We start from the raw sequence: 25,002 nt of genomic DNA on the forward strand, positions 1-25,002 counted from the left end.
ACGACGTCTTGAGGGTTTTGCGGGGGTTTGTTTCATGAGTAGCGTCCATTAAAAAAAATGATGGACATCATCTTCGACAACTTGACGGGTAATTAACAGACGGCTCTGGGCGTACGCTTACCCTGAATCCTGAATCCCGAATCCCAAATCCCGAATCCCAAATCCTGAATTTCAGACCCTCTCCTTATACTGAGCCTGGTTCAGGCTAAGGCTGGATCAATCTAGCAAGAAACCACGGCCTCGCTTACCCGCAGGAGGGTTTGCGTATAACAATCTTTGTCATGATGGGAGGGGGCAGGTCATCATCTGCTAAAAATTAGGGCATTAGTCCGATATTGGCTCGTCAGCGCCTCATCATGCAGGTTGCGGCAAAATCTCTCATTGAGAGCAAAGCGAGGGCCGGTGAGGTAGAAATTTGCGGTGGCAACGCCACCCAGGGTAAAAATTTCAAGAATTAACCCATCAGCGACCTTTATGCCGGGGCAATCCCGCCCCACGTCCTGTTATGGCATCAGCATCCATACCCTTGCGCAATCGAACGTAACACTTAAGCCGGCGCCGGTTTAATTATCAAGTTCGCCCATGGATTTGACCTGATCCCGGTTGATCTGCTCGGTTTTGCCGGTTTCAGCATTTTTATAGGAAACGAGACCGGTGTCCTCATCGACCTGCGGTTTGCCATCGGTAACGATGGTTTTCCCGTCCGTGGTTTTGATTGCCTGATTGGATGAGCAGGCGGCCAGCAAAAATAGCGAGGCGCAGCTAAAAGCGATTGAAACCAATATATTTTTCTTCATTCTATTATCCTCTGATAAACCTTCATGAAATTCTGAATTATCCCACTTAAATCTAGCAGATAGTTTCATTCTTACGAGACGAACGATGATTTAACCGTGCCATTGGCCGTTATTTTAGGATTAATGGTGATTATTGAGTTTTATCGCCATCATCGGCGGCCGGTGGGATGAACCAGCGGATCCTGCCTTGATCCGGATTGCAACGGCCGGACTGGCTAACCTGTTTAGCGCATATCCGGCAGGCGGTCGTTGCTGTCGTTATCCGGTTCGGGTTTGGGTTGGATTTCCAGGAGTTGTTCGGGGGATACCGCCGGATAGCCTTGGGCGCCTTCGGGGATGTCGTGCGGGGCCGGAATGGGGATTTGTGGCCCCAGGAAGCGGGGTTCGCGCTTGAGCAGGTATAAATCCGACAGGGTGCCGAGGCGCGCGCCGATTTCACGCAGCCGGACCGAGAACATGTTCTTGGGCGAGGGCACCGCGAAGCACTGCGCCTGGATACCCATGCGCATGGCGATAAACAGCGCGCGTTCGCAGTGGAAGCGCTGGGTGATAATGGTGAAATCGTTGGTGTCGAATACCTTGCGCGTGCGGATGATTGAATCGAGGGTGCGAAAGCCGGCGTAATCGAGCACAATGTCGCCGGCGGGCATGCCGTGGGCGATCAGATCGCGGCGCATGGTGACGGGTTCGTTGTAGCTTTGCAGCGCGTTGTCGCCGCTGAGCAGCAGATAGTTGGCCTTGCCGCTGTTGTAAACGTTGAGCGCGCCCTGGATGCGATAGAGGTAGTACTGGTTAATGACGCCGGCGCGGTAGTATTTTGCGGTGCCCAGTACCACGCCCACCTGCCGGTGCGGCAGCTGTTGCAAATCTTCATAGATATAGGGCGCCGTTTTCCAGCTGATCCAGCGGTCCAGCCCGAACGCCGTGAATAGTAAAACGCCCGCGATAATAATCAGGGAATATATCAGGCGCTTCCACATGCCGTAAGCCTTAACCTAATCCTGCCGCAAAGTCATTGCCCAAGGCTACTTTACCTGCCCGGCCGAAGCAAGGAGCGCGGCGGCCGAATGCGCCCGATGTGACAATTTGTTTAGCCGCCCGCGCCCGGCCGCGCATTTTATCCGCTGCGCCATGGGGCGCCCTATTTTAAGCGGCCCGCGTCCGTTCTCCGGCGGGCCGTGTTATCCGGCATACCATCAATATTCACATCCCGCGCCGTGGGATGCCCGGCATGGGGCAACCGCCTCCCGCCGGGATCCCATGCTCAGAACGGGGTGCGCCGGTAGTGGCGGTATTGCGGATGCCAGAAATTATGCTCGATGGCGATGGACAGCACCTGCTCGGGGGTGACCATCGCCACGCCGTGCACCTGCGCCGCCTTGCCGACTTCCATGGCGATCACCTTGGAGACACCCTGGATATCGTTAATATCCGGCAACAACGCGCCGTTGGCGCCGTTGACCAGCGGCGAACAGTCGGCCAGCGCGCGGCTGGCGGCGATAAGCATGGCTTCCGTTACCCGCTTGGCGCCCGAGGCCAGCACGCCCAGGCCGACGCCCGGGAATATATAGGCGTTGTTGCATTGGGCAATGGGATAGACCTGGTCTTTATAACGCACCGGCGCAAATGGACTGCCGGTAGCCACCAGCGCCGCGCCGTCGGTCCAGCGAATCACGTCTTCCGGCGTGGCCTCCACCCGGGAGGTGGGATTGGACAACGGCATGACTATCGGGCGCGGGCAGTGGGCATGCATCTCGCGGATAATCTCCTCGCTGAACAGCCCCGGCTGGCCCGAGACGCCGATCAGCACCGTCGGCTTGGCGTTGCGCACCACGTCCATCAGCGAAATCTGGTCGCTATCCAGCCGCCAGTCCGCAATCTGGTCGCTGTGCTGCACCAGGCGCGCCTGGAAATCCAGCAGGTTGGCCAGCTTATCGGTTAATAAACCGAAGCGGTCGACCATCAGCACCCGCGCGCGCGCTTCATCCTCGCTCAGCCCCTCGGTGCGCATTTCCGCCACGATCTGCTCGGCGATGCCGCACCCGGCGGAGCCGGCGCCCAAAAACACCACGGTCTGGTCGCGCAGGCGGCTGCCGGCGGCGTGGCTGGCGGCCAGCAGGCAGCCCAGGGTCACCGCGGCGGTGCCCTGGATATCGTCGTTAAAACAGCACAGTTCGTCGCGATAGCGGTTAAGCAACGGAGTGGCGTTTTTCTGGGCGAAATCCTCGAACTGCAGCAGCACGTCGGGCCAGCGGCGCTTCACCGCCTGGATAAAGGCATCGACGAATTCATCATACTCGTCGCCGGTAATGCGCGGATGGCGCCAGCCCATATACAGCGGATCGTTGAGCCGCTGGGGATTATTGGTGCCGGCATCCAGCACCACCGGCAGGGTGTAAGCCGGGCTGATGCCGCCGCAGGAGGTATACAGCGACAGTTTGCCGATGGGGATGCCCATGCCGCCGATACCCTGGTCGCCCAGGCCCAGGATGCGCTCGCCGTCGGTGACCACGATCACTTTCACGTTCTGCTTGGTGGCGTTTTGCAGCATATCGTCAATCTTGTCGCGGTTGCCGTACGAAATAAACAGTCCCCGGGCGCGGCGATAGATATCGGAAAAATGCTCGCAGGCCTCGCCCACCGTCGGGGTATAGATAATCGGCAGCATTTCGCTCAGGTGGCTGTCCAGCAGGCAATAGAACAGCGTTTCGTTGGTATCCTGGATATTGCGCAGGTAGATATGTTTATCGATATCGCTGGTGAAATCCTGGTACTGACGCCAGGCGCGCTCGACCTGCTCCCCGATGGTCTCAACCGCTTCCGGCAGCAGGCCGTGCAGGTTGAAATTGTCGCGCTCCTCGATGGTAAACGCGCTGCCTTTGTTTAATAGCGGAAATTCCAACAGTACCGGACCCGCGTGGGGGATATAGAGGGGGCGCTTGCTTTCGTGTTCCAGTTCCATAAATTTTTCCGTGGCTTACCAAAAGATTCCAAAATGATAAAAGATTGCGGCGCAGGTTGCATGTTTTCATTGGTAATTTGTTATTTAATGATTAATGGAATAACTATTCATTAATAAACTTTTGCCTTCCCGCGGTTTCCCATGCGGTGCGCAGCCATTCCTGATATCGTGCAGGCCATTCCAGGGTAGGCGTCCCGGGCTTTCCCATACCAAAGCCATGTCCGCCGCTCGAGTATCGATACATCGTAACCGGCACGTGCTTACTCCGGCATGCCGCCGCCATGATTAACGTGTTATGCGGATCGGCAATGGGATCGTCGTCAGCCTGCGCCAGGAAAACCGGGGGAGTATGCCGGGTGACAAAATTCTGTACCGACCACCGGGCTTCCGCGGCGGCGGTCGCATCGGGACCGACGAGTATTTTGTGCGTGGAGGAATGGTCATAGGGTTTTTCGAGGGTAATGATGGGGTAGATTAACGCGGCGCGATCGGCGCGGGCCGGAGTATTGTCCAGCGCGTCCAGCGCGGGATAGGCGCGAAAATCAGGGCGGGTGATGGCCATGCCCAGCAGGTGCCCTCCGGCCGAGAAGCCAAGCGCGCTCACGTGCTTTTCGCGGCTGTGGACGATGCGCAGGGCGCGCTGCGCGTCCTGCAGCGCGACCAGGCCGCCGTCCCGCCAGCCCTCGGCCGGCAAACGGTAACCCAGCACATAAGCCGTGTAACCCAGGTTTACCAGCCACCCGGCGGCGGGCCATGCCTCATGCCCCATTTCTATCCGCCGATAGCCGCCGCCGGCGGCGACCAGTACCGCTTGCCCGTTGGGTTTTTGCGGACGGAAAACGCTCAGGAAGGGCCGGACGACATTGCTCAGCGCCCCTTTGGCCGACAGTTTAGCATCGCCGGCCGGCCCGCCGCCGCCGGGGGGCGCGCCATCCCATAAGGCAATCTCGATATATCTTCCGGACGGCGGCCCGCTCCGGGCCAGTCCTGCTCCCGCGCGCAGCATAATGACGGCCGCGGCCGAACCTGCGATAAACTGACGACGATCCATGATAATCCTGCGGTTTGCCCTTTAGCGAGTAAGTCAATAAAACCACAGAACGTTGGCCAGGTGTGGAACAATTTATACCGGTTGGTAACGAAACGTTATTTTTTATTATCGGCGAACCTCCACGCGCAACCCCCGGGCAAAGTTGGCCCATAACGGCGCCTTGCCCGCCGCCGGATGGCGTCTCTTTTGCCCAAGGTTCAGGTCAGCCAATAACGGGTTAGCTCGCCACAGTCCAGCGCCCTAAGGGTCGAGCGCGTGGCGTCCGCTTGTGAAAAGGGCGCGCCTTCGCGCTCGGCCAGCGCCGCCCGATGGATCTTGCCGCAATCGGCGCCGGCCATATTCACTAATATCAGCGCCGACTGCAATGGCGGCAGGCTGGGGTTAAAGGCGGCGTTTTCCGCGTAGCGGCCGGCAAAAATCCGCCCGTCCGCCGTTTGCAGCGCCACCCCGCTATGCGCCTGGCTATAAGGCGCATGGCTCTGGTTGGCCGCCAGCAGCGCCTGGCGCGCCAGCGGATCGTTGCCGGCAGCGGCGCCTTTATCCGGGGCGGTAGCCATGGGTTGCGTAGTCGCGGGAATAGCGCCGGCCAGCGTGGCGGAACGCGCGCCTGGCGATTTACCTGGTTTGGCGCCGCGCGCATCGGACGTCATGATAGCGTACTGATGATCCACCCCGTCCATCAGCAGGGTATGGATCGCCAGGTCCCGTGGGCCGAACGCGTCGGGCAGGTAATGGGCCAGGGGGGCGGGGGAGCGGTCGGGCAGGTAAATCATCAGATCGGCGCCGCTGTTCAGCTCGTTCATAAACTGGCGGCAGTGGCCGCAGGGCGTGTAGTTGACGGTGATGCCGCGCAGGCGCTTTTCGCCCCGCAGCCAGGCATGGTTGATGGCGCTTTGCTCGGCGTGCACCGTTTGCTGCAACGGCGCGCCGATAAATTCCATATTGGCGCCGAAATAGAGGTTGCCGCTCACGCCGCGCGCGACGGCGCCGACGTTGAAACGCGAGACCGGCGCCAGGGCGCAGGCGGCGGCCAGCGGCAGCAGCGCAAAGCATAAGGCGTTTTCATCAAGGTTGCCGGCCCGCATCAGGGTGGCGGCCTGGGCGGCGCTGAACCAGCCGCTGAAATCCTCCTGGTCCAGTTCATGCGCCAGCGCGGCCCGCAGGCCCGGTTCCAGGGCGTCCAGCGAGGGGTTGAATCGTGCGTGCATAATGATTCCCTAAGCATTCGTTAGGGAATCATTTTAGTCGTTAAACGCTTAAATAAATATGATCAATCTCTTATCGCGTGACCGGGCCGCCGGCCGGACGCCGGCGCCGTTAACCGAATGCCCGCAGCAGCAGCGGGAACAGGAACGGCGCGGTAAGCGAGGTGATGATGCCGCAGATCACCAGCGCCAGGGAGCTGAACGCCCCTTCCTGGAAATCCATCTCGGCGCAGCGGGCGGTGCCGAGCGCATGGGACGCGGTGCCCATGGCCAGGCCGCGCGAGGCTTTAGTGGTGATCCGCAGGAGTTTAAACAGCGCATGGCCGAACACCGCGCCCAGGATGCCGACAAAAATCACGCACACCGCGCTGATGGCCGGGATGCCGTTGATGGATTGCGACACCGCCATGGCAATAGGCGTGGTCACCGATTTAGGCAAAATCGAGGCGGCTATTTCCGGCGTGGCGCCCATCCACAGGGCGATGGCGGTGCCGCTGACCATGGCGGTAATACTGCCGACAAAGCAGATGGTGATAATCGACTTCCAGCGCGCGCGGATCTGGTGCAGCTGTTCATAGAGCGGAAAGGCCAGGGCCACCACCGCCGGTTGCAGCAGATCGTTGAGGATTTTACTGCCGGCGAAATAGCGTGCGTAGGGAATGCCGGTGATTAACAGCAGCGGAATAATCACCACCATGGAAATCAGCAGCGGATTGAGCAGCGGCATGCGAAACCTGGCCGCCAGGCGACGCGCGCCAAAAAACACCGCCAGGGTGAGCGGCAGCGACCACCAGAAATTGGCTAGCATCATTGATCCTCGGGGGGACGCGGCTGGCCCGCCACGGGACGCTCGCGGTGGACGTAGTGCGAGCTGTAGCCCACCACCACCATCACTATCAGCGTACTGATCACGCAAGACACTACCAGCGGTCCGAACTGCGACGACAGCTCATGATAATATTCCATCACGCCCACGCCGATAGGCACGAACAACAGCGCCATATAGCGGATCAGCAGGTGGCAGCCGGGCTTGAGCCATAGCGGCGGCAACAGTTGCAGGGAGAGCAGGACAAACAGGATTAACATGCCCAGGATACTGCCCGGTATGGTAATCGGCAGCAGCCGGGAAAAGAAATTGCCGATAAACAGGCAAAGGTAAATCAAGGCAAAGGCGCGGATAAAGGCCCAGCCGTTTATGATGATGTTGCGCATTCTCTCAACCTTATGATAAATCGCTTTTATCATACAATTTATTGTCACACCCTGCTACCGTTCACGGGCTGTCATATGAAATGGCTATCATCCAGCCGGCGCGACGGTCTTGGAACAAGCCCGTTCGCCGGGGTTCGTGACCGGACGCCGGCGCCGCGGTATATCAATCCGCCGCGGGGCGCCATGGCTAAGGGATAGGTTACCAGTTATGCTGGTAAAAATCGTGCCGGCGAAAAAACGGTTTTAAATGTATGACCTATCGCACGGCAATTCACCGGCTAACCTGATAACAGATAGACTACATTAGCTGACGAACGATCGTCGTCGGCCGGTATCTGAGATCAGGAGAAGTTTTGTATGGCTATTCCACGTTTTTATGGTGTTATCCCGCCGGTTCCCACTCTTTTTACCGAAGACGAGCAGCTTGATGAAGCCAGCATGGCCAACCTGCTGGACAGCCTGATTGCCTCGGACGTCAACGGTCTGTTTTTCCTGGGAAGCGCCGGCGAGTTCGCCCATATGTCGGAAGCACTGCGCCTGCGGACGGCGGAATTCTGCGTGAACTATGTCGATAAGCGCAAACCGGTGCTGATCGGTATCGCGCACTCCGGCACCCGTGAGGCGATCCGCTTTGGCCTGCATGCGCAAAAAATCGGCGCCGACGGCGTCGTGGCGGTGAATCCGTTTTACAACCCGCTGAGCGAGGAAAACCTCTATCTGCATTATAAGCACCTGGCCGATGCGCTCAGCCTGCCGATCCTTATCTATAACTTTCCCGCGCTGACCGGCCAGTCCATCCCCGTGCCGATCGTTCGCCGCCTGGCGGAAACCTGCCCGAATATCGTCGGCCTGAAGGATACGGTGGATACCCTTAGCCATATCCGTGAAACTATTCACGCGGTCAAGCCGGTGCGTCCCGATTTTGCCGTATTTTCCGGTTATGACGAGTATTTGTTCGGCACCCTGATCCTCGGCGGCGACGGCTGTATCCCGGCCAGCGCCAATTTTGCCCCGCAGCTGACCTGCGGTATTTACCGGGCCTGGCAGGAGCAGGATTATGCCCAGGCGGTCAAGCTGCAGCAGCGTTTGTCGTATATTCCGGAATTGTATAATTACGATTTGCCGTTCTATAACGCGGTGAAGTATGCCATTAAGCTGGTGGGGGTGGATATTTCGGTGAATTCGCTGTGGCCGGCGTCGCCGCTGACGGACGAGCTGAAGGAGAAGGTGAGGGGCGCGTTGGCGAGGAGCGGGGTAATTTAAGCAGGATTGCCGTCAGGCGGGATCGCTTATCGGCCTGGGGGCGGGTTTCGCTTGCTGAAGTCAGGTGGTCTTTTTCGCCGGGCGCGGGCAAGCGGCCCGCGACGGGATCACAAAGAATTGGTGACCGCGGCGCGGCTGGCGTGGCGAAACCCTTGGCGGAATAGCCAGAGGCTGAGCAGCGTGGCGCCCATCAGCGCCAGGAACAGCGTAACCGGCGGGGCGTGGGCCAGGATAATGCCGGTGAGCAGCGGATTGGCGGCGCCGCCGAGGTTGTCGAGGCTTTGCACGCCGTAGTAGCTGCCTTTTAAATGGGGCGGCGCGATAAAGTCGATGACCAGATATTCCACCGGGGTGATGATAATTTCGCCCAGGGAGAATATGGCTACCGCAATCATCCATATCGGTATGGCGTTGCCCGCCAGGGCCATGCCGAGCAGGCCGATGATAAAAAACAGGCTGCCGATCGTCAGCCAGGGCATCAGGTTTGCGCGGCGCATGTTGCGGCTGACCATATATTGCAGGGTAATGACGATGACGGCGTTGACCGGCAGGATCAAACCCACCACCCGGTAGGCGAAATCGGCGTCGAACGCCACCATCAGGTACTGCGAAATGCAGCTGGCGAACTGGCCGCCCACCAGGCTGGCCAGGATGCCGCCCAGGGTAAAAAAGATCAGCCGCTTATCGTGGCGCAGCACGTTCACGGTCTGGCGGAAATTGATTTTTTCCGTCACCGCCGCCACGACATGGTCGTTCTCCTGGGCCGCTGGACGGCCATAGCGCGGCAGCAGCAGCGCCAGGGTCAGCGCGGTCGCCCCGGCCAGTACGCCTGATAGGTAAAACGGCAGCGCCGCGCTGCTTTTCGCCAGCATGACGCTGAGCGGCGGGCCGATGGCCCAGCCGACGTTCACCAGCGTGTAATTGGCGGAAAATGCCTTGATGCGCCGCTCGATCGTCAGCCATTCGGCAATACAGGCTTTCAGGGTAATGGAGTACAGGGCGTAGGCCGAGTTCACCAGCGCCACCAGCGCGATCATGGGCAACAGCCTGCCGCCGCCCAGCGGCAGCAGGAAAAACGCCAGGGCAAACAGCGTCATCGCGCACAGGATCAGACGGTTTTTGTTAAACCGATCCACCAGGTAGCCGCCGTACAGGCTGAAGACAATCCCCAGCGTCAGTCCGGCGCCCAGCACCAGGCCGATTTTTTCCGGTTGCATGCCGCCCTGCCTGGAGAGATAGATGGCAATAAAGGGCAGGGTCAGTCCGCGGCCGATGGTCAATATTAACGATGTCACCAATAACGCCCTGATAACGGGCGGGAATCCCTTCATAACCGATCTTTTCCATAATGAATAAAAGGCACCTGCGGCTACCTTAATGTATAGGGCAAAACCTGTTGCGCTTAAAGCGCTAACGACATGATCTTATTTTGGTTGTGCCGGAGTGGATATTCGGCGCGCGGATTTTTCCCGTTTTGTTAACGACGCTTCCCGCAGCCGGCGGGCGTCACCGCCTTTGTCCGGACGCGCCGCTGAATAAACAGTGCGGTTGGCCGCCATGGCAACCGGGCCGTCGCCGGAATACGACGGCCCGGGTTTATCGCCTCGCCCTAACCGGCGATATTATTTAACCGCCATGCCCGGCAGGGCGCCGGCGTCGGGGCTGAGCAGGAAGATATCGCTGCCGCCCGGTCCCGCCGCCAACACCATGCCCTGGGAAACGCCAAAGCGCATCTTGCGCGGCGCCAGGTTGGCCACCATCACCGTCAGGCGGCCTTCCAGTTCCTCAGGATCGGGATAGGCGGCGCGGATGCCGGAGAATACCTGCCGGGTCTCGCCGCCGATATCCAGGGTCAGCTTCAGCAGTTTATCCGATCCCTCCACCAGTTCGGCGCGCTTGATAAGCGCGATGCGCATATCCACCTTGGCAAAATCGTCAAAGGCGATGGTCTCCCGCAGCGGTTCGTCCGCCAGCGGACCGGCGACGGTTTTGGCGCCGGCCGCGGCCGCTTCTTCCCTGGACTCGTTAACCATATTCTCCACATGCGCGGAGTCGATCCGGCTGAACAGCGCCTTGAAGGTGGTGACGGTATGGCCGGTGAGCGGCGTATGGATACCCTCCCAGTCAAGCCGCACGTTCAGGAAGGCTTCGGCGCGCTCCGCCAGGGAAGGCAGCACCGGCTTGAGATAGGTCATCAGCACGCGGAACAGGTTGATGCCCATCGAGCAGATGGCCTGCAGATCCCCATCGCGTCCTTCCGCCTTGGCCACCACCCAGGGCGCCTGCTCGTCCACATAACGGTTGGCCAGGTCGGCAAGCGCCATGATTTCGCGGATGGCGCGCGAGGACTCGCGGGCGTTAAAGGCTTCGGCAATGCCGACGGCGGCGTCGGTAAAGGTCCGGTACAGCGCCGGATCGGCCAGGGTATCGGCCAGCCGGCCGTCAAAACGCTTGGCGATAAAACCCGCGTTGCGCGAGGCCAGGTTGACCACCTTATTGACGATATCGGCATTGACCCGCTGGACAAAGTCTTCCAGGTTCAGGTCGATATCATCGATATGCGACGACAGCTTGGCGGCGTAATAATAACGCAGGCAGTCCGCTTCCAGGTGCTTAAGATAGGTACTGGCCTTGATAAAGGTGCCGCGCGATTTCGACATCTTGGCGCCGTTGACCGTCACATAGCCGTGGACGAACAGGTTGGTCGGCTTGCGGAAATTGCTGCCTTCAAGCATTGCCGGCCAGAACAGGCTATGGAAATAGACGATATCCTTGCCGATAAAGTGATACAGCTCGGCATCGGAACCCACGCGCCAGTAATCGTCAAAATCAATGTCGCCGCGTTTGTCGCACAGGTTCTTGAAGGAGCCCATATAACCGATGGGCGCATCCAGCCAGACGTAGAAATATTTGCCCGGCGCGTCCGGTACCTCGAACCCGAAGTAGGGCGCGTCGCGGGAAATATCCCACTGCTGCAGGCCGGATTCAAACCACTCCTGCATCTTGTTGGCCACCTGTTCCTGCAGCGCGCCGGAGCGGGTCCAGGCTTTCAGCATATCGCTGAAGGCCGGCAGGTCGAAGAAGAAATGTTCGGACTCCTTCATCACCGGCGTGGCGCCGGACACCGCCGACTTCGGATCGATCAGATCGGTCGGGCTATAGGTGGCGCCGCACACTTCGCAGTTGTCGCCGTACTGATCGGGTGATTTGCACTTCGGGCAGGTGCCCTTGACAAACCGGTCCGGCAAGAACATTTCTTTTTCCGGGTCGAACAGCTGGGAAATGATGCGGGTCTTGATATAGCCGTTGTCTTTCAACCTATGGTAAATCAGCGTCGACAGCTCCCGGTTTTCATCACTGTGGGTCGAGTGATAGTTATCGTAGCTGACGCCGAAACCGGCAAAATCCCGCTGATGCTCATGGTTCATTTCATCGATCATTTTTTCCGGCGCGATGCCGAGCTGCTGGGCTTTCAGCATGATCGGCGTACCGTGCGCGTCATCGGCGCAAATGAAATAAACCTGGTTGCCGCGCATTCGCTGAAAACGGACCCAAATATCCGCCTGGATATGCTCCAGCATATGGCCGAGATGGATTGAACCGTTAGCGTATGGTAACGCACAGGTTACCAATATTTTTTTCGCGACTTGAGTCATGTTGGGAATGTGCTTTTATCAGATGAAATAAAGAGTTTCGATGGTAACCGATAGCGACACCTCACGTAAACAAGCTCGGGCAGTTCTGTTATGCTATGCGCATCGGTTACCACCCCCAGAAAGAGAAATCAAGGAGCCGTGATGAATCCTCCATCACCCGAACAGTCTACCCCCGACGTGCTGCGCGCCCAAGTGACCCAGGCACTGGCCCGCTTCAGGCACCCCACGCTTAAACGCAACCTTACCGAACTCAAGGCGCTGAGCCACTGCGCGCTGCTGGACGGCACGCTGCATATCGAACTGACCATGCCCTTTGCCTGGCTCGGCGCCTTTGACGAATTAAAGGAATCCGCCAGCGCGGACCTGCTGCGCGTGACCGGGGCGCGGGCCATCGACTGGACGCTGAACCACAATATCGCCACCCTGAAGCGGGTCAAGGACCAGCCGGGCGTCAAAAGCGTGCGCAACCTGATTGCCGTCAGCTCCGGTAAGGGCGGCGTCGGCAAATCAAGCACCGCGGTTAACCTGGCGCTGGCGCTGGCGGCCGAAGGGGGGCGCGTCGGCCTGCTGGACGCGGATATCTACGGCCCGTCGATCCCCGCCATGCTCGGCACCAGCGACGAGCGCCCCACGTCGCCGGACGGCCAGCATATGGCCCCGATCATGGCGCACGGCCTGGCCACCAACTCCATCGGGTATATGGTCACCGAAGACAACGCCATGGTCTGGCGCGGGCCGATGGCCAGCAAGGCGCTGCTGCAATTGCTTAACGATACCCTATGGCCGGAGCTGGACTACCTGGTGCTGGACATGCCTCCGGGCACCGGCGATATCCAATTGACGCTGGCGCAGAATATCCCGGTCACCGGCGCGCTGGTGGTGACCACGCCGCAGGATATCGCCCTGGCCGACGCGCGCAAGGGCATCGTGATGTTTGAAAAGGTCGGCGTGCCGGTACTGGGCATCGTGGAAAACATGAGCGTGCATATCTGCAGCCACTGCGGCCATCTGGAAGCCATCTTCGGCACCGGCGGCGCCGAAAAACTGGCCGAGCAGTACCACTGCGCGCTGCTGGGACAACTGCCGCTGCATATCAGCCTGCGCGAGGATCTCGACCGGGGCCAGCCGACGGTGGCCAGCCGCCCCGACAGCGAGTTTACCGAACTCTACCGCCAACTGGCGGGACAGGTGGCGGCGCAGCTTTACTGGCAGGGCGAGGTCATTCCCACCGAGATTTCGTTTAAGGCCATATAAGTTAGCAAGTTATCCTGCGGTTTCCCGATGTCCGGCACCTCCTCCATAAGGAATACCTGATGTGCCGGGCCTTCGGCCGCCGGATTGCCGTTTTGCCGACATGTTCGTTGCTTGCTCGTGGCTTGTAACCCGAAATGCCAAAGATTTCGCGCTGACCGGCGCAACGCTGTTAAACCCTTGGTTATGACAGTTTATCCCGCCGCCGTCGGCAGGAATTCAATATTGCCCGCCTCTCCAATTCCGCCTTGGGGATTTGCCGCTATTTTCAACGCCGCCCAATCGACCCAACACCCGGATTTACGCCGTTGCCCGTCACGTCGCCGCCAGCGCCGCGATCAGGCTATCCACCGCGCGGGCCACCATGGCATGGCGGGTTTCATCACAGCTCCGGCACATTGAACCGATCGTAGCCCACCGAAATGGTGGATATGGCGCGCAGCCGGGGCGCCGCGTCCAGCAGCGCGTCGCCGATGGGATGGCCGGCGCCGATCAGGCCCTCCGCGCCGTTCAGCGCGGCCAACACCTCCAGCCGGTTGGCGTCGCTGGTGCCGTCGAATTGGGTCAGGTTAAACGTGGCTTGCAGCCGCGCCAACTGGTCGGCGGGAATTTTTTTATACAGGACGGCATTCGGTTTCATGGGCATACCTTCTGCAATAGGTCATCAGGCCGTCAGTGCATTGACGGCGGTATTTGCCATGGCCCGCGCCAGCTGCCGGCGATCCGGCAGCCCTTCGCTATCGCCGGTTACCTGGATTGCCAACGCGCCGATATGGTTGCCACGGACAATCGCCTCATTAAGCGTCAGGCCTTCCAGCAGCGCGCTGATCACGCCCACCGCAAAACCGTCGCCGGCGCCCACGGTATCCACCACGTTTGCCACCGGCACCGCCGGCACCATGCCCTGTTCGCCGCCGAAGGTTTTAAAATACGCCCCGTCGGCGCCGGTTTTGATAACCACCGCCCGCACGCCGCGCGCCAGATAAAAATCGGCGATAGCCTCAGGCTGGTCGTGGCCGGTCAGGATCAGGCCTTCCTTAATCCCCGGCAGCACCCAATCCGCGTCAAACGCCAGCTCATTTAACCGGGTCACCATCTCTTGCCGCGAGCGCCAGAGCACCGGGCGCAGGTTCGGATCGAAAGAGACGGTCTTGCCCTGCCGCTTCATCCAGCGCGCCGCATGGGCGGCCAGGGCATAAGACTCCGGCGACAGCGCCGCCGCCACCCCGCTTAAGTGCAGATGCCGGGCGCCGCCGAAGTATCGCTCATCAAAATCGGCCGTGGAGAGCCGACTGGCCGCCGATCCTTTACGGAAATACTCGACGCTGGGATCGGTTCCATCCTCGGCTTTGGATTTGAGCTGAAAGCCGGTCGGATAGGACGGATCCACGGCCACCGAACGCCGGTCCACCCGCTCGGCATCCAGCGTGTCCAGGATAAAACGGCCGAAGGAATCGCCGCCCAGCCGGCTTACCCAACCCGATTTCAGGCCCAGGCGCGCCAGGCCGATGGCGACATTTAACTCGGCGCCCGCCGCGCGGCGAACGTATTGGCTGACCTCACGCAGTTCGCCGCCGGCGGTGGCGACAAACATGGCCATGGCTTCGCCGAAGGTCACCACATCAAGCGGTTGGGGGTTGGCTGCGGCGGTAAAATTGTCGGACATAAAAGGAACTCCTCAAGGCATAAAAATTCGGGGCGCCCGGCCGGCAACCCCAAGGGTAAACTTGCCCTGGGGCCGGCGCGGCAAAACCAATAAGGAGAGTATGGAACCGGTTCCAGTAGCGATCTATCACCGGAAGGCAAATATTTGAACTGGATCACGAATTTATCAGACGCGGTCTTGAGAGACTTTTGGGCGATGGGCGATGGGCGATGGGCGATGGGCGATGGGCGATGGGCGATGGGCGATGGGCCGGGCGCACCTGACCCGCAAAAATCCGCCTCTACGGCGGCAGGCCTGTGACAATACCCGAAGGTGATAGGCACACGCCTTACCCAAGCATGATTAACACCCGCCCGGGCAGGGCGGAAAAATAACTTATGGAGGAGATTATTGGGGGGCTATCCGGGCGGAACCGCTATTCGGCAACGCCAGCCGGCCCTTGCCGTGCAAATCCGCGCGGGTATACACGCGCTCGACAGGCGCCATCGTCAAGGCTATCTGTTCCAGCAATCCCTGGGTCGGCGCTTTTTTACCCTGGATCACCAGCATCAGCGGCAGCAGCAGTACGGCGGTGAGCTGGCCATAAGAGAGATGCCGAATGGCGGTGTGCCGGGAATATTGCATCAGCAGGAACGAGGTGCTGATGGTAAAACCCAGTGCCAGCCCGGCAATCACTTCGGAAACCGAATGGACATGGATAACAAGCCGGGAAACGCCGATGGTCAGCGCCAGCAGATAACCGCCGCATACCGCCGCCAGCCGCCAGCCGCGGGAGGCGCGGCTGGTCAGGATCCAGATCATCACCGGCCAGATACTGGCGGACAACGCCGAATGACCGCTGAAACCGGTGAAATCATATAGCCGACTGCCGACGCCCCAGCCCATAAAAGCCAGCTTGGACACCACCACAACGGCCCCGGCTGCGCCGAACAGCAGCAGCCACTGCAGGCAGGTGCGGCGCGTATCGGCCTTCCATAATAATAAAATGACAATAAGCACCGCACAGGGCAGCAACAGCGTGCTGTCGCCGAAAAATGTTAACCAATGCCAATTCATCAAGTACCGCTCAAAAGTAGGTTGAAAACGCCGCTGTATATACCTTACGCAATCTTTCCGCGCCTCTCCAGCATGAATTATCTTAAAAATGTGACTTAAATCGCGGCAATCATCTGACTATATCGCCCTCATGCACGTCAGCAATGCGCTATTGCTGGCATCCGTTTGTTCCGCACTCTATAATTGCCGCGTCAAATACGCCGCCCAGGCGCAGCCCTTTTTATATTACTCCAGGCCATTTATTGTATGACTGACAAGCCTCACCAGTGCGTCATTATCGGCATTGCCGGCGCCTCCGCCTCCGGAAAAAGCCTGATAGCCGGCACGTTGTACCAGGAACTCTGTGAGCAAGTCGGCGATGAGCATATCGGCATTATCCCCGAAGACAGCTATTATCAGGATCAAAGCCATCTGACCATGAGCGAACGGGTCAAAACCAACTATGATCACCCCAGCGCCATGGATCACAGCCTGCTGTTCCAGCATCTGCAGAAGCTCAAGGCGGGGCAGGCCATCGAGATGCCGGTCTACAGCTACGTCGAGCATACCCGCCGGCCGGAGACCATCCACCTGCGGCCCAAGAAGGTGATTATCCTGGAGGGTATCCTGCTGCTGACCGACCTGCGGCTGCGCGCGGAAATGAATTTCTCGATTTTTGTCGATACCCCGCTGGATATCTGCCTGCTGCGGCGCATGAAGCGCGACGTCAACGAACGGGGCCGCGCCATGGATTCAGTAATGGAACAGTATCAGCGCACGGTGCGCCCCATGTTCCTGCAATTTATCGAGCCCTCCAAGCAGTACGCCGATATTATAGTGCCGCGCGGGGGCAAGAATCGTATCGCCATCGATATACTCAAGGCAAAAATCAGTCAGTTTTTTGAATAAAGGACCCGCGTGGCGGTATGGATTGCCGCGCTGACGGCGACGACGTAAACCCTTAGAACGCTAATGGAGAAATAACGATGAGATTGTGCGACAGCGATATTGAAGCCTGGCTGGACGACGGCAGGCTGGATATCAGCCCACGTCCGCCGGTAGAACGGATTAACGGCGCCACGGTCGATGTGCGCTTAGGCAATCAATTCCGCGTGTTCCAGGGCCATACCGCGGCCTTTATCGACCTTAGCGGCCCCAAGGAAGACGTCACCGCCGCGCTCGATCGCGTCATGAGCGACGAGATCGTGCTGCCGGAAGGCGGCGCCTTCTTTTTACATCCCGCCGAACTGGCGCTGGCGGTCACCCTTGAATCGGTCACGCTGCCGGATAACCTGGTCGGCTGGCTGGACGGGCGCTCGTCCCTGGCGCGTCTCGGGCTGATGGTGCACGTCACCGCGCACCGCATCGATCCCGGCTGGAAGGGTAGGATCGTGCTGGAGTTCTATAATTCAGGTAAGCTGCCGCTGGCGCTGCGTCCGGGCATGCTTATCGGCGCCCTGAGCTTCGAGCCGCTGAGCGGCCACGCCGCGCGGCCGTATAATAGCCGCGAGGACGCAAAATACCGCAACCAGCAAGGGGCGGTCGCCAGCCGGATAGACAAGGATTAATTCCGTCAGACGTACTGAATGGCGCAGACATTACCGAGGACTCCATGAGAAGATTTCTGACGACGCTGGTTATTTTGCTGGCGGTACTGGTGGCCGGCATTACGGCGCTGGTGTTACTGATCAACCCCAATGACTTTCGCAACTATATGGTCACCAAGGTCGAGCAGCGCAGCGGCTACCGGCTGCGACTGGACGGCGACCTGCGCTGGCACGTCTGGCCGCAGCTGAGCATCCTGGCCGGGCGTATGACGCTGACCGCCCCCGGCGCCGCCGTGCCGGTGGTCAGCGCCGAAAACATGCGCCTTGATGTCCATCTCTGGCCGCTGGTGTCGCACCAGCTGTCGGTAAAACAGGTCATGCTCAAAGGCGCCGTCATTACCATCACGCCCGACAGCGAAGCCCGCCGTCCGGAGAATGCGCCCATCGCTCCCGCCGGCACGCCGGAACCCGAGCAGCATAGCGGCTGGTCTTATGATATCTCCAGCCTCAAGGTGAACGACAGCCTGCTTATCTGGCAGCGAGAGCCCAACGAACAAATCAACCTGCGCGATTTTAACCTCGATATTGAACAGACCGCGGCCAGGCAGGCCGATATCACCTTCTCCAGCCGGATTAACCGCGATCAGCGCGACGTGGCGGTATCCTTGAAAGGCAAAGCCGACCTGAGCCATTATCCACGCCAGCTGGCCGCCAGCCTCGACAGCTTTAACTATGAACTGCACGGCCCCGGCATGTCGGCCGAAGGGATCAAGGGGGAGGGCAGGTTCACCGCCGACTACTCCGCCACCAACCAGACCATCGAGCTGGGCAACATGGCCTTCAGCGCCAACGACAGCCAACTGGCGGGCCAGGCCAGCGCCAAACTGGGCGACGTGCCGGTCTATCAGCTCGACCTCACCGCCAGGCGCCTGAACCTGGATACGCTGCTGGGCATCACCCCCGGCGGCGACAACGATACGCAAAATCATCATCACACCGGCAAGCCGGTCATCGCCGGCGCCACTGATGATCATCCGTTTTCGGTGTTAAACGGCTTTAACGGCCAGCTTAACCTGTCGGCGGACCAGGTTATCTACCACGGACTGAATATTACCGGCTTCAAAACCCAGGCGGACAACCGCCGCGGCCACCTGGCGATCAATACCCTGGGCGGCAGGCTGGGCGACGGCGAATTCAGCCTGCCTGGCATGGTGGACACCACCGGCCCCCGGCCCCGCTTCGAGCTGCAGCCCAGCTTAAAACAGGTCGCGCTGGGGCCCCTGCTGCAGGCGTTCTCGCTGCCGCAGACCCTGACCGGCCAATTATCCGTCGACGGACAATTGAGCGGACAATCCTTCACCGTCGAGGATTTCGCCCAGAACTGGCGCGGCGCCGGCCGGATGCAGCTCGATAACGCCCGCCTGGAAGGGCTGAATATCCAGCAGCTGATCCAGCGGGCGGTGGAGCGCAGCAACAGCAGCGTCACGGCGCAGCAGCGCACCGAAACCTATTCGGCGGTAAAACAGCTTACCGCCGACGCCACGCTTGACCAGGGCGACCTGCGCCTGAACGATCTGGCGGGAGACTCGGACCTGATGGCGCTGACCGGCAACGGCGTGCTGGACCTGCCCGGCAGGCAGTGCGACGTTAACCTGAACATCCGCGTGCTCAAAGGCTGGCAAGGCGAGCCGCAGCTGACCGAGGCGCTTATCGCCACCACCATACCGCTGCGCGTCTACGGCCCCTGGGATAACCTCAGCTATCAGCTGCACGTTGACCAGCTACTGCGCGACCGCCTGCAGGATGAGCTCAAGAAACGCCTGGACGCCTGGGCGCAGAAAAACCAGGCCCATCCACAGAATAAAAATGTGCAAAAGCTGTTGGATAAACTCTAGAGGGTTTGGGGGAGGGGCCTGTAGTGGTGGAACCAGGCCTTCAAAATGAGGAATAATCGTCGGCCATACATAATGGGAAGCAGTGCTGTGGATTTGCCCCTATAGATCCAGACGCTTTTTCCCTTCTAAGTTCATAATAATCCGACGCCGTTGATATTCCCGTGGTGAACGGTAGCCCAACGCGCTATGCGGATGGTTTTCGTTATAGTGCTCGAACGCTATCGCCAGATTCAGTACCGCTACATGGCTATCCGGTTTTGGCATCAAGCCGATATAATCACGCTTTATCGTCTTGACGAAGCTTTCCGCTATGCCGTTACCTTGCGAACTCCTGACTGCCGTCGTTCGCGGCTCTAGCCCCAGTTCAAGCGCGAACTCACGCGTTTCATAAGCCCGGTAGGCTGAACCATTATCTGTCAGCCATTCTATTGGTTCCTCCGGCAGTGCATCGCCGAAGCGGCGCTCCACCGAACGTAACATCACGTCCTGTACCGTATCACGGTCATAGCCACCGGTACTTGCTGCCCAGTCCAATGCTTCCCGGTCACAACAGTCCATGGCGAACGTCACCCGCAGTTTTTCTCCATTATCGCAGCGGAACTCGAAGCCATCTGAGCACCATCGCCGGTTGCTTTCTGCTATCGCGACCTTGCCCTTGTGAGCGTGCTGCTCCATTGGTTGGGCCGACAGCCGGTTATCTCGCATGACCCGATACACTCGTTTCGCATTCACCGGGGCGAGACCTTTAGTCTCTGACTGGCGATGCGGCAGAGTCCAGACCCGCCGATAACCGTAAGTCGGTCGCCTGCTGGATACGTATCACCAACTCATTGTCATCGGTTGGGCGTTGCTGTCGGCCATCCCGCCAGGCTGCTTTACGATGGACACGAACGGATAGCTGCGCACGCGACACGCCCAGCGACTGACTCACCAGGGTCAGTCGTCGTCCCCGGGTAACAAGGGCGCATGCGCAATCCATTTTTCCCCCCGGCCATACTCCACGGCTTCTTTCAGGATCTCATTCTCCATGGTCTTCTTGCCTAACAGGCGTTGAAGCTCACGGATCTGCGTGATGGTGGTAGACAGTTCCGAGGCAGGGACGACCTCCTCACCGGCGGTAATCGCGGTCAGACTGCCTTCCTGATATTGCTTGCGCCACTTGAACACCTGGTTGGCATTCACGCCATGCTGCCGCGCCACATGGGAAACCGTCATTCCAGGTTCAAGGCTTTGTTGAACAATAGCGATTTTTTCTTGTGGAGAACGCCTGCGCCGCTCCGCCCCGGTTAACAATTCGACCATCTTATTATTGTGACCAGTCTTGAACATAGTTCTTAGCCTACCTCTAATTTTAAGAGGGGCAATGTGTCTGGTGATTCATGGGGCTAATCTAGGCACATTTAAGGCATTGGCTGATTTAAAATTATAGCTAAATGAATTTACTATTTTAAAGCATACTCAATTACAATAAAAATGAGCCGATAAAAAATTTTTTTCCACCGTAGCCTTAATATATTGCATGCTCAGAAATGGATGTAAAGATTCCAATGGTTAATTATTAACATCCCGATGATAAATAATAGTGTAGCCGGGAACCACGTTTTCATATAAGGGTAAAATGCAACATTCACAATTGGTTTTATAAAGAAAGGATAGACGAAAAATGAAATGGCTACTTGTGAAAAAGAAAGGGCTATGGCCATATAAACGATATCATGCCAGAACAACGCTGCGCTCATGATTGTAATCATTATCACCCCAGCAATAATATTCCAGTAAAATTCAACATGTGTCTTGCCGTTAGCTTGCGAAATCGCGCCGGTTAACCCCCCCATTGGCCTTAAGACCCCCAACAGCAACATATAGGGAATCAATTGCGCTACTTGCTGATGGTTAGCACCATATAGAATTCTGACAACGACCGGTGATAATAAACCTATCAGCAAAAACATGATAGCACTTATGATACAAATAATTCTGCTTGATCTTAAATAGAAATTTATCATTTCAGTATGTGAGTTTTGCCGCTCAGCAAATCTGGGCAATGCAAGACGATTGATAACGGGTGAAATCAATTTTAAAGGTTGTAATATTAGATCCTTTGCGAGCGAATAAATCCCTAAAATTTCTGCTCCAAGAAATTTACCAATTAATAACGAATCTGCTTGAGTCCTAAGTTGATTAATAATTTGGGAGCCAAGTTGAAAACTACCATATCTTAAAGCGGCCTTAAAGGTATCATAAGAAAATTCAAATGTAGGATGCCAATCTTTATCTGCATACCAAAGCATGCATAAAAATCGTATAACAGCATTAAAAAATAAACCTAATATTATTGCTGATGCTTTTAAGGGTGTAAAATATAATAGGGCAATGGTAAAAGCAACAGAGATAAGTTTGGCAAACATTTCTATTCGTGAAAGCAAAATTGCTCTTTTTGCTTTAATATAGTGGGCTTGATATTGAGATAGAAGGCCTAATATTAAAAAATTCAAGCTAGTTAATGTTATAAGTGCCGAAAGTTCGGGTATTTTGTAGAACCAAGATATTGGTAATGCAATTAGTACAAGTAATGCCGCTGTTATTGCTCCTAACATAGCATTAACCCAAAATATTGTGCTTTGCTCCCTACTGGTTAATTGTTGACGATGAATTAAATAGCTGCTCATCCCCATGTCTTGCAAGACCATCGCGATAGATAATATTGAATTTATTATTGCAACTATACCTAATTCTTTAGTCGTTAACGTCCTGGCGACCACGCCAAGCTGTATTATCTGTAGCACCGCCGAGAAACACGTTGCGCTAAAGAGCCACATTGCTTGTTTTTTTATAGATTGCACCTTTCATAACTCCAATTCATAATTTTTGCCATAGCTTTTAGTATCAAAAGGAATCTCTGAATTAGTCATTTGGCAAGTTCTCAAAATGCAAAAAAAAAGGTTTTTGTCCGTAAATTAATTCAAATATAAACTTTTGATAGTCAGCCAAGAAATAATTTATGTGCCGCATAAAAAAATAAATATAAATATTTTTCCCTTCTGATTTTTTATCTTACGGCGGATTGTGAGAGAATGTTATTTATTATTTCACTGTTAATTTTTTTACCCTTCTCTCTTTCTTTTCGGACGGCTTGATCCATTTTAATTTTAATAACAGTAAGGTTTTCCAAAATAGACATGACTTTTCCAACTAATGTTTTATCGATTAACTCTTTAATATCTATAGCCATTTCTGAAAAATCAAGTTGTTGCATTATTCCAAGAGATTTATGTTCATAATTAATAGCAACAGCAGGTGTGCCAAAGTTCATTGATATGATCGCTGAATGTAGACGAGTGCCGATTGTTAAAACGCATTCTGCTAATAATTGTCCTAATTCAACATCGTTAAATTCGTCCATAATGATATGGAATTTATCATTATCAGAAATTTTATCCTTTATCTTGAGCGCCACCATACGATCATCATTGTTATATCCCTCTATACCTGTACACGTTGAAAATGCGACTACATTATATCCTGCTGCTGTAAGATGATTAATCAAATGCGTAAACGATTCCATATACTGTTCTTGCGTAATACCTAATCTTTTATCAAATGGGGCCAATTTTCTAAAAGTCATCGCGATTGTCTTATTATTTATGATGATCGACTTCCAATGCAGTAGGGCATAATTTATACCGTTCTTTTCAATTTTTTCACTAACAAGCCAAGCGGTGTCAATGCCAGCTCTTACTTTATTAGTAGGGATACCACTATCCTTCATCAAATTCAGACTAACATTTTCACGCAGAATCAATGATTCAACATTAGAAAAAACATATTTTGCAACGTCATTGAATGCTTTGTTTTTGAACGGACCCACGCTATGTCCAATCATATAAATTGGTTTTTTCGCCATCAATGCGCATAATGCATGTTCGAACTGGATACTTCCATATAAATCTACAAAAAAAGATCCTCCGACCTGTATGACAGCATCGTATTTTCTAATTGTATCAGTGAATTCCTTATAGACTAGAGGCAGTTTTACGTATTGCAATATTCCTTTTTTTTCGATATGAGCAATTAATGCTTTATAAATGAAAGATTCATAAAACCGTCTTTTCAGTTTTCCTTTCAAATTTGCATTTGCCCTTCTTGCTGCGTTATTGAGAATATCTTCTTCTACTTGCCTGCCGAGTAAAAAACTTGAGCTGGTAGCAAATCGGCTTATAATTTCTATTTGAATATTCGGCTCAAGTTCCTCTAAGGAATTTATAATACCTCTTAAGATTGCGCTATCGCCTCTGTTTCCGCAAGTGTGATTTCCTACTAGCAATATTTTCATAAATTCCTCATGGCAATTTTAAATTTGCAATAATTAAAGTGTTACGGTATATTTAAAAGTATGTATAACTAATCTCGCGCATCAAAGCTTAAGTCGAGATCGGCTGATAATGCTGGCGTCTGGCTATGCAGAAAGGGCACAACAACATGTCACTCTTGATTAGGACGCCTTTTTATGGGTTTCAGCTGGCAGTTTTAAACGTTAATGCACGCTACCGCCCTTGGCTTGCAGTTGCCAAAGCACTCTATATGCTGCGATTTCAGCACCTTCAACACCAGCTAGACTTACGAGCCAGAGGCGATATTGAAAAAATTTAAAGGCTCCCGCAGTAGGAGAAGATCGGTATGCGATCCTCATCACAAAAACCAGTATATGAGTTTTATACGAAAAATCAGCAATTACAAGAGTATCCAGTGCATCAGGCTTGTTTTTCAGAATATTACTCATTCACTACCTTCAAAGGTGAAGAAGTGGACGTCAATATTTTGATTTTTTGAAATACCAGGCTGCATAAGGCATCACAGTGGTAAATGTTTGCCATGATAATGTTAGCCTCTATGCGACCAATGGCGGAATATCAATTTCTAATCTTTATATAGCACAAAGGCTGCCTTTTGAGAAAGCGACAAATCTCGGATATAGCTATAGCTAAACGCAACAAAACATCTGTGATTATTTGAGTCAAAATGAAAGCAAATACGTTGTTGCGCGGGAATTTTGGTATTAATCTTCAAGTTTTTATTTGTAAAAACAACTGCTACGTACTGTCCCTTTCCCATATCCTAATCCAAGATCAATTAGAGGATCTGCCGACTTTGGTGACTTCGGCTAAATTCTGTCGGAGTAAAGTCATTTAATGAAGAATGTGTCCTGTCATGGTTATATTCTTCCCGCCAGCGATCAAGCCTTTCCTGCACATCTTCCATCGACAGGAACCAGTGGATATTCAGGCATTCGTCCCTTAGGTTGCCATTAAACGATTCGATAAACGGGTTATCCGTCGGCATGTAAACATCCCGATGTTAAAGCCATGCACTTTTTGAGATCATCGGCGAACTTCGGGTTATCCGATACTCTTCCGGCGTCAGGTTTCCCAGTGATTCATGAGGCCGTTCCTGGTTATACTCAT

21 protein-coding genes and 2 pseudogenes are annotated in these 25,002 nt (G+C 55.6%); 5 read left to right on the forward strand and 18 right to left on the reverse strand.

Annotation, left to right across the window (positions count from 1 at the left end; genetic code table 11):
• Positions 1-563: 563 nt before the first annotated feature.
• The 7 genes from GRH90_RS25050 to GRH90_RS25080 form a co-directional block, all read right to left on the reverse strand.
• Positions 564-797, reverse strand: a complete 234-nt coding sequence (locus GRH90_RS25050; RefSeq protein WP_162368700.1) for a YgdI/YgdR family lipoprotein — start codon at positions 795-797, stop codon at positions 564-566.
• A gap of 224 nt (positions 798-1,021) precedes the next feature.
• A complete protein-coding gene (sanA, locus tag GRH90_RS25055; RefSeq protein WP_162368701.1) occupies positions 1,022-1,777 on the reverse strand; it encodes an outer membrane permeability protein SanA in 756 nt (251 codons plus the stop codon).
• A 284-nt stretch (positions 1,778-2,061) separates the two neighbouring features.
• Positions 2,062-3,759, reverse strand: a complete 1,698-nt coding sequence (locus GRH90_RS25060; protein WP_162368702.1) for an NAD-dependent malic enzyme — start codon at positions 3,757-3,759, stop codon at positions 2,062-2,064.
• A 103-nt stretch (positions 3,760-3,862) separates the two neighbouring features.
• Positions 3,863-4,810 carry an alpha/beta hydrolase gene (locus GRH90_RS25065; protein WP_162368703.1) on the reverse strand — a complete coding sequence of 316 codons (948 nt, stop codon included), beginning with the start codon at positions 4,808-4,810 and terminating at the stop codon, positions 3,863-3,865.
• A gap of 197 nt (positions 4,811-5,007) precedes the next feature.
• Complete coding sequence (gene cdd / locus GRH90_RS25070; RefSeq protein WP_162368704.1) at positions 5,008-6,018, reverse strand: cytidine deaminase; 1,011 nt, start codon at positions 6,016-6,018, stop codon at positions 5,008-5,010.
• Positions 6,019-6,127: 109 nt separating this feature from the next.
• Positions 6,128-6,823, reverse strand: a complete 696-nt coding sequence (locus GRH90_RS25075) for a CidB/LrgB family autolysis modulator (protein WP_162368719.1) — start codon at positions 6,821-6,823, stop codon at positions 6,128-6,130.
• On the reverse strand, positions 6,823-7,227 hold the full coding sequence (locus GRH90_RS25080; protein WP_162368705.1) for a CidA/LrgA family protein: 405 nt from the start codon (positions 7,225-7,227) through the stop codon (positions 6,823-6,825). The genes GRH90_RS25075 and GRH90_RS25080 overlap by 1 nt, the downstream gene beginning before the upstream one ends.
• A gap of 357 nt (positions 7,228-7,584) precedes the next feature.
• On the opposite strand from GRH90_RS25080, the gene GRH90_RS25085 reads away from it, so the two are divergent.
• Entirely contained in the window at positions 7,585-8,490 is a 906-nt protein-coding gene (locus GRH90_RS25085; protein ID WP_162368706.1) for a dihydrodipicolinate synthase family protein, read from the forward strand.
• 107 nt (positions 8,491-8,597) lie between these two features.
• Here GRH90_RS25085 and GRH90_RS25090 read toward each other — a convergent pair whose 3' ends face one another.
• Both GRH90_RS25090 and metG read right to left on the reverse strand, forming a co-directional pair.
• Positions 8,598-9,821: an MFS transporter gene (locus GRH90_RS25090; protein ID WP_162368707.1), complete on the reverse strand. Its 1,224-nt coding sequence runs from the start codon at positions 9,819-9,821 to the stop codon at positions 8,598-8,600.
• Between the two features lie 291 nt (positions 9,822-10,112).
• Complete coding sequence (metG, locus tag GRH90_RS25095; RefSeq protein WP_162368708.1) at positions 10,113-12,146, reverse strand: methionine--tRNA ligase; 2,034 nt, start codon at positions 12,144-12,146, stop codon at positions 10,113-10,115.
• 141 nt (positions 12,147-12,287) lie between these two features.
• Between metG and apbC the strand changes: the two genes are divergently transcribed.
• The gene (apbC, locus tag GRH90_RS25100; RefSeq protein WP_162368709.1) at positions 12,288-13,400 is read left to right on the forward strand and encodes an iron-sulfur cluster carrier protein ApbC; all 1,113 of its coding nucleotides are present in this window, start codon (positions 12,288-12,290) and stop codon (positions 13,398-13,400) included.
• A 379-nt stretch (positions 13,401-13,779) separates the two neighbouring features.
• Here the strand turns inward: apbC and GRH90_RS25105 are convergent, their stop codons facing one another.
• From GRH90_RS25105 to GRH90_RS25115, 3 genes are all read right to left on the reverse strand, one after another.
• Positions 13,780-14,037 (reverse strand): Rossmann-fold NAD(P)-binding domain-containing protein, encoded by a 258-nt coding sequence (locus GRH90_RS25105; protein WP_162368710.1) that lies wholly within the window; start codon positions 14,035-14,037, stop codon positions 13,780-13,782.
• 24 nt (positions 14,038-14,061) lie between these two features.
• Positions 14,062-15,063, reverse strand: coding sequence for a sugar kinase (locus GRH90_RS25110; protein WP_162368711.1), 1,002 nt, complete (start codon positions 15,061-15,063; stop codon positions 14,062-14,064).
• 387 nt (positions 15,064-15,450) lie between these two features.
• Entirely contained in the window at positions 15,451-16,119 is a 669-nt protein-coding gene (locus GRH90_RS25115) for a phosphatase PAP2 family protein (protein WP_162368712.1), read from the reverse strand.
• A 246-nt stretch (positions 16,120-16,365) separates the two neighbouring features.
• On the opposite strand from GRH90_RS25115, the gene udk reads away from it, so the two are divergent.
• The 3 genes from udk to asmA all read left to right on the forward strand — a co-directional run bounded on the left by udk (position 16,366) and on the right by asmA (position 19,540).
• Entirely contained in the window at positions 16,366-17,007 is a 642-nt protein-coding gene (udk, locus tag GRH90_RS25120; protein ID WP_162368713.1) for a uridine kinase, read from the forward strand.
• A 77-nt stretch (positions 17,008-17,084) separates the two neighbouring features.
• Positions 17,085-17,666, forward strand: a complete 582-nt coding sequence (gene dcd, locus GRH90_RS25125) for a dCTP deaminase (protein ID WP_162368714.1) — start codon at positions 17,085-17,087, stop codon at positions 17,664-17,666.
• Between the two features lie 44 nt (positions 17,667-17,710).
• Positions 17,711-19,540: an outer membrane assembly protein AsmA gene (asmA, locus tag GRH90_RS25130; RefSeq protein ID WP_162368715.1), complete on the forward strand. Its 1,830-nt coding sequence runs from the start codon at positions 17,711-17,713 to the stop codon at positions 19,538-19,540.
• Between the two features lie 99 nt (positions 19,541-19,639).
• Here asmA and GRH90_RS25135 read toward each other — a convergent pair.
• The 6 genes and pseudogenes from GRH90_RS25135 to GRH90_RS26000 form a co-directional block, all read right to left on the reverse strand.
• Positions 19,640-20,842, reverse strand: a pseudogene (locus GRH90_RS25135) (IS3 family transposase).
• A 221-nt stretch (positions 20,843-21,063) separates the two neighbouring features.
• Positions 21,064-22,383: a lipopolysaccharide biosynthesis protein gene (locus GRH90_RS25140; RefSeq protein ID WP_162368716.1), complete on the reverse strand. Its 1,320-nt coding sequence runs from the start codon at positions 22,381-22,383 to the stop codon at positions 21,064-21,066.
• Between the two features lie 206 nt (positions 22,384-22,589).
• Positions 22,590-23,873: a colanic acid biosynthesis pyruvyl transferase WcaK gene (wcaK, locus tag GRH90_RS25145; RefSeq protein WP_162368717.1), complete on the reverse strand. Its 1,284-nt coding sequence runs from the start codon at positions 23,871-23,873 to the stop codon at positions 22,590-22,592.
• A 201-nt stretch (positions 23,874-24,074) separates the two neighbouring features.
• The gene (locus GRH90_RS25150) at positions 24,075-24,320 is read right to left on the reverse strand and encodes a hypothetical protein (protein ID WP_162368718.1); all 246 of its coding nucleotides are present in this window, start codon (positions 24,318-24,320) and stop codon (positions 24,075-24,077) included.
• Between the two features lie 350 nt (positions 24,321-24,670).
• Positions 24,671-24,877, reverse strand: a pseudogene (locus GRH90_RS25155) (integrase core domain-containing protein); the annotation flags it as partial.
• An 18-nt stretch (positions 24,878-24,895) separates the two neighbouring features.
• Positions 24,896-25,002, reverse strand: a 107-nt coding sequence (locus GRH90_RS26000) for an integrase core domain-containing protein (protein WP_512698839.1), incomplete at its 5' end; no start/stop codon positions are given.

Origin of the sequence: Acerihabitans arboris (assembly GCF_010131535.1) — a bacterium.
Lineage (GTDB): Bacteria > Pseudomonadota > Gammaproteobacteria > Enterobacterales > Enterobacteriaceae > Acerihabitans > Acerihabitans arboris.

What these genes read in the sequence shown, in the direction of transcription:
- GRH90_RS25110 (WP_162368711.1), bottom strand. Translation starts at nt 15,063, where the DNA reads ATGTCCGACAATTTTACCGCCGCAGCCAACCCCCAACCGCTTGATGTG.
- metG (WP_162368708.1), bottom strand. Translation starts at nt 12,146, where the DNA reads ATGACTCAAGTCGCGAAAAAAATATTGGTAACCTGTGCGTTACCATAC.
- GRH90_RS25050 (WP_162368700.1), bottom strand. Translation starts at nt 797, where the DNA reads ATGAAGAAAAATATATTGGTTTCAATCGCTTTTAGCTGCGCCTCGCTA.
- cdd (WP_162368704.1), bottom strand. Translation starts at nt 6,018, where the DNA reads ATGCACGCACGATTCAACCCCTCGCTGGACGCCCTGGAACCGGGCCTG.
- asmA (WP_162368715.1), top strand. Translation starts at nt 17,711, where the DNA reads ATGAGAAGATTTCTGACGACGCTGGTTATTTTGCTGGCGGTACTGGTG.
- wcaK (WP_162368717.1), bottom strand. Translation starts at nt 23,873, where the DNA reads ATGAAAATATTGCTAGTAGGAAATCACACTTGCGGAAACAGAGGCGAT.
- GRH90_RS25080 (WP_162368705.1), bottom strand. Translation starts at nt 7,227, where the DNA reads ATGCGCAACATCATCATAAACGGCTGGGCCTTTATCCGCGCCTTTGCC.
- GRH90_RS25090 (WP_162368707.1), bottom strand. Translation starts at nt 9,821, where the DNA reads ATGAAGGGATTCCCGCCCGTTATCAGGGCGTTATTGGTGACATCGTTA.
- GRH90_RS25085 (WP_162368706.1), top strand. Translation starts at nt 7,585, where the DNA reads ATGGCTATTCCACGTTTTTATGGTGTTATCCCGCCGGTTCCCACTCTT.
- apbC (WP_162368709.1), top strand. Translation starts at nt 12,288, where the DNA reads ATGAATCCTCCATCACCCGAACAGTCTACCCCCGACGTGCTGCGCGCC.
- sanA (WP_162368701.1), bottom strand. Translation starts at nt 1,777, where the DNA reads ATGTGGAAGCGCCTGATATATTCCCTGATTATTATCGCGGGCGTTTTA.
- GRH90_RS25065 (WP_162368703.1), bottom strand. Translation starts at nt 4,810, where the DNA reads ATGGATCGTCGTCAGTTTATCGCAGGTTCGGCCGCGGCCGTCATTATG.
- dcd (WP_162368714.1), top strand. Translation starts at nt 17,085, where the DNA reads ATGAGATTGTGCGACAGCGATATTGAAGCCTGGCTGGACGACGGCAGG.
- GRH90_RS25115 (WP_162368712.1), bottom strand. Translation starts at nt 16,119, where the DNA reads ATGAATTGGCATTGGTTAACATTTTTCGGCGACAGCACGCTGTTGCTG.
- GRH90_RS25105 (WP_162368710.1), bottom strand. Translation starts at nt 14,037, where the DNA reads ATGAAACCGAATGCCGTCCTGTATAAAAAAATTCCCGCCGACCAGTTG.
- GRH90_RS25150 (WP_162368718.1), bottom strand. Translation starts at nt 24,320, where the DNA reads ATGAGTAATATTCTGAAAAACAAGCCTGATGCACTGGATACTCTTGTA.
- udk (WP_162368713.1), top strand. Translation starts at nt 16,366, where the DNA reads ATGACTGACAAGCCTCACCAGTGCGTCATTATCGGCATTGCCGGCGCC.
- GRH90_RS25060 (WP_162368702.1), bottom strand. Translation starts at nt 3,759, where the DNA reads ATGGAACTGGAACACGAAAGCAAGCGCCCCCTCTATATCCCCCACGCG.
- GRH90_RS25075 (WP_162368719.1), bottom strand. Translation starts at nt 6,823, where the DNA reads ATGCTAGCCAATTTCTGGTGGTCGCTGCCGCTCACCCTGGCGGTGTTT.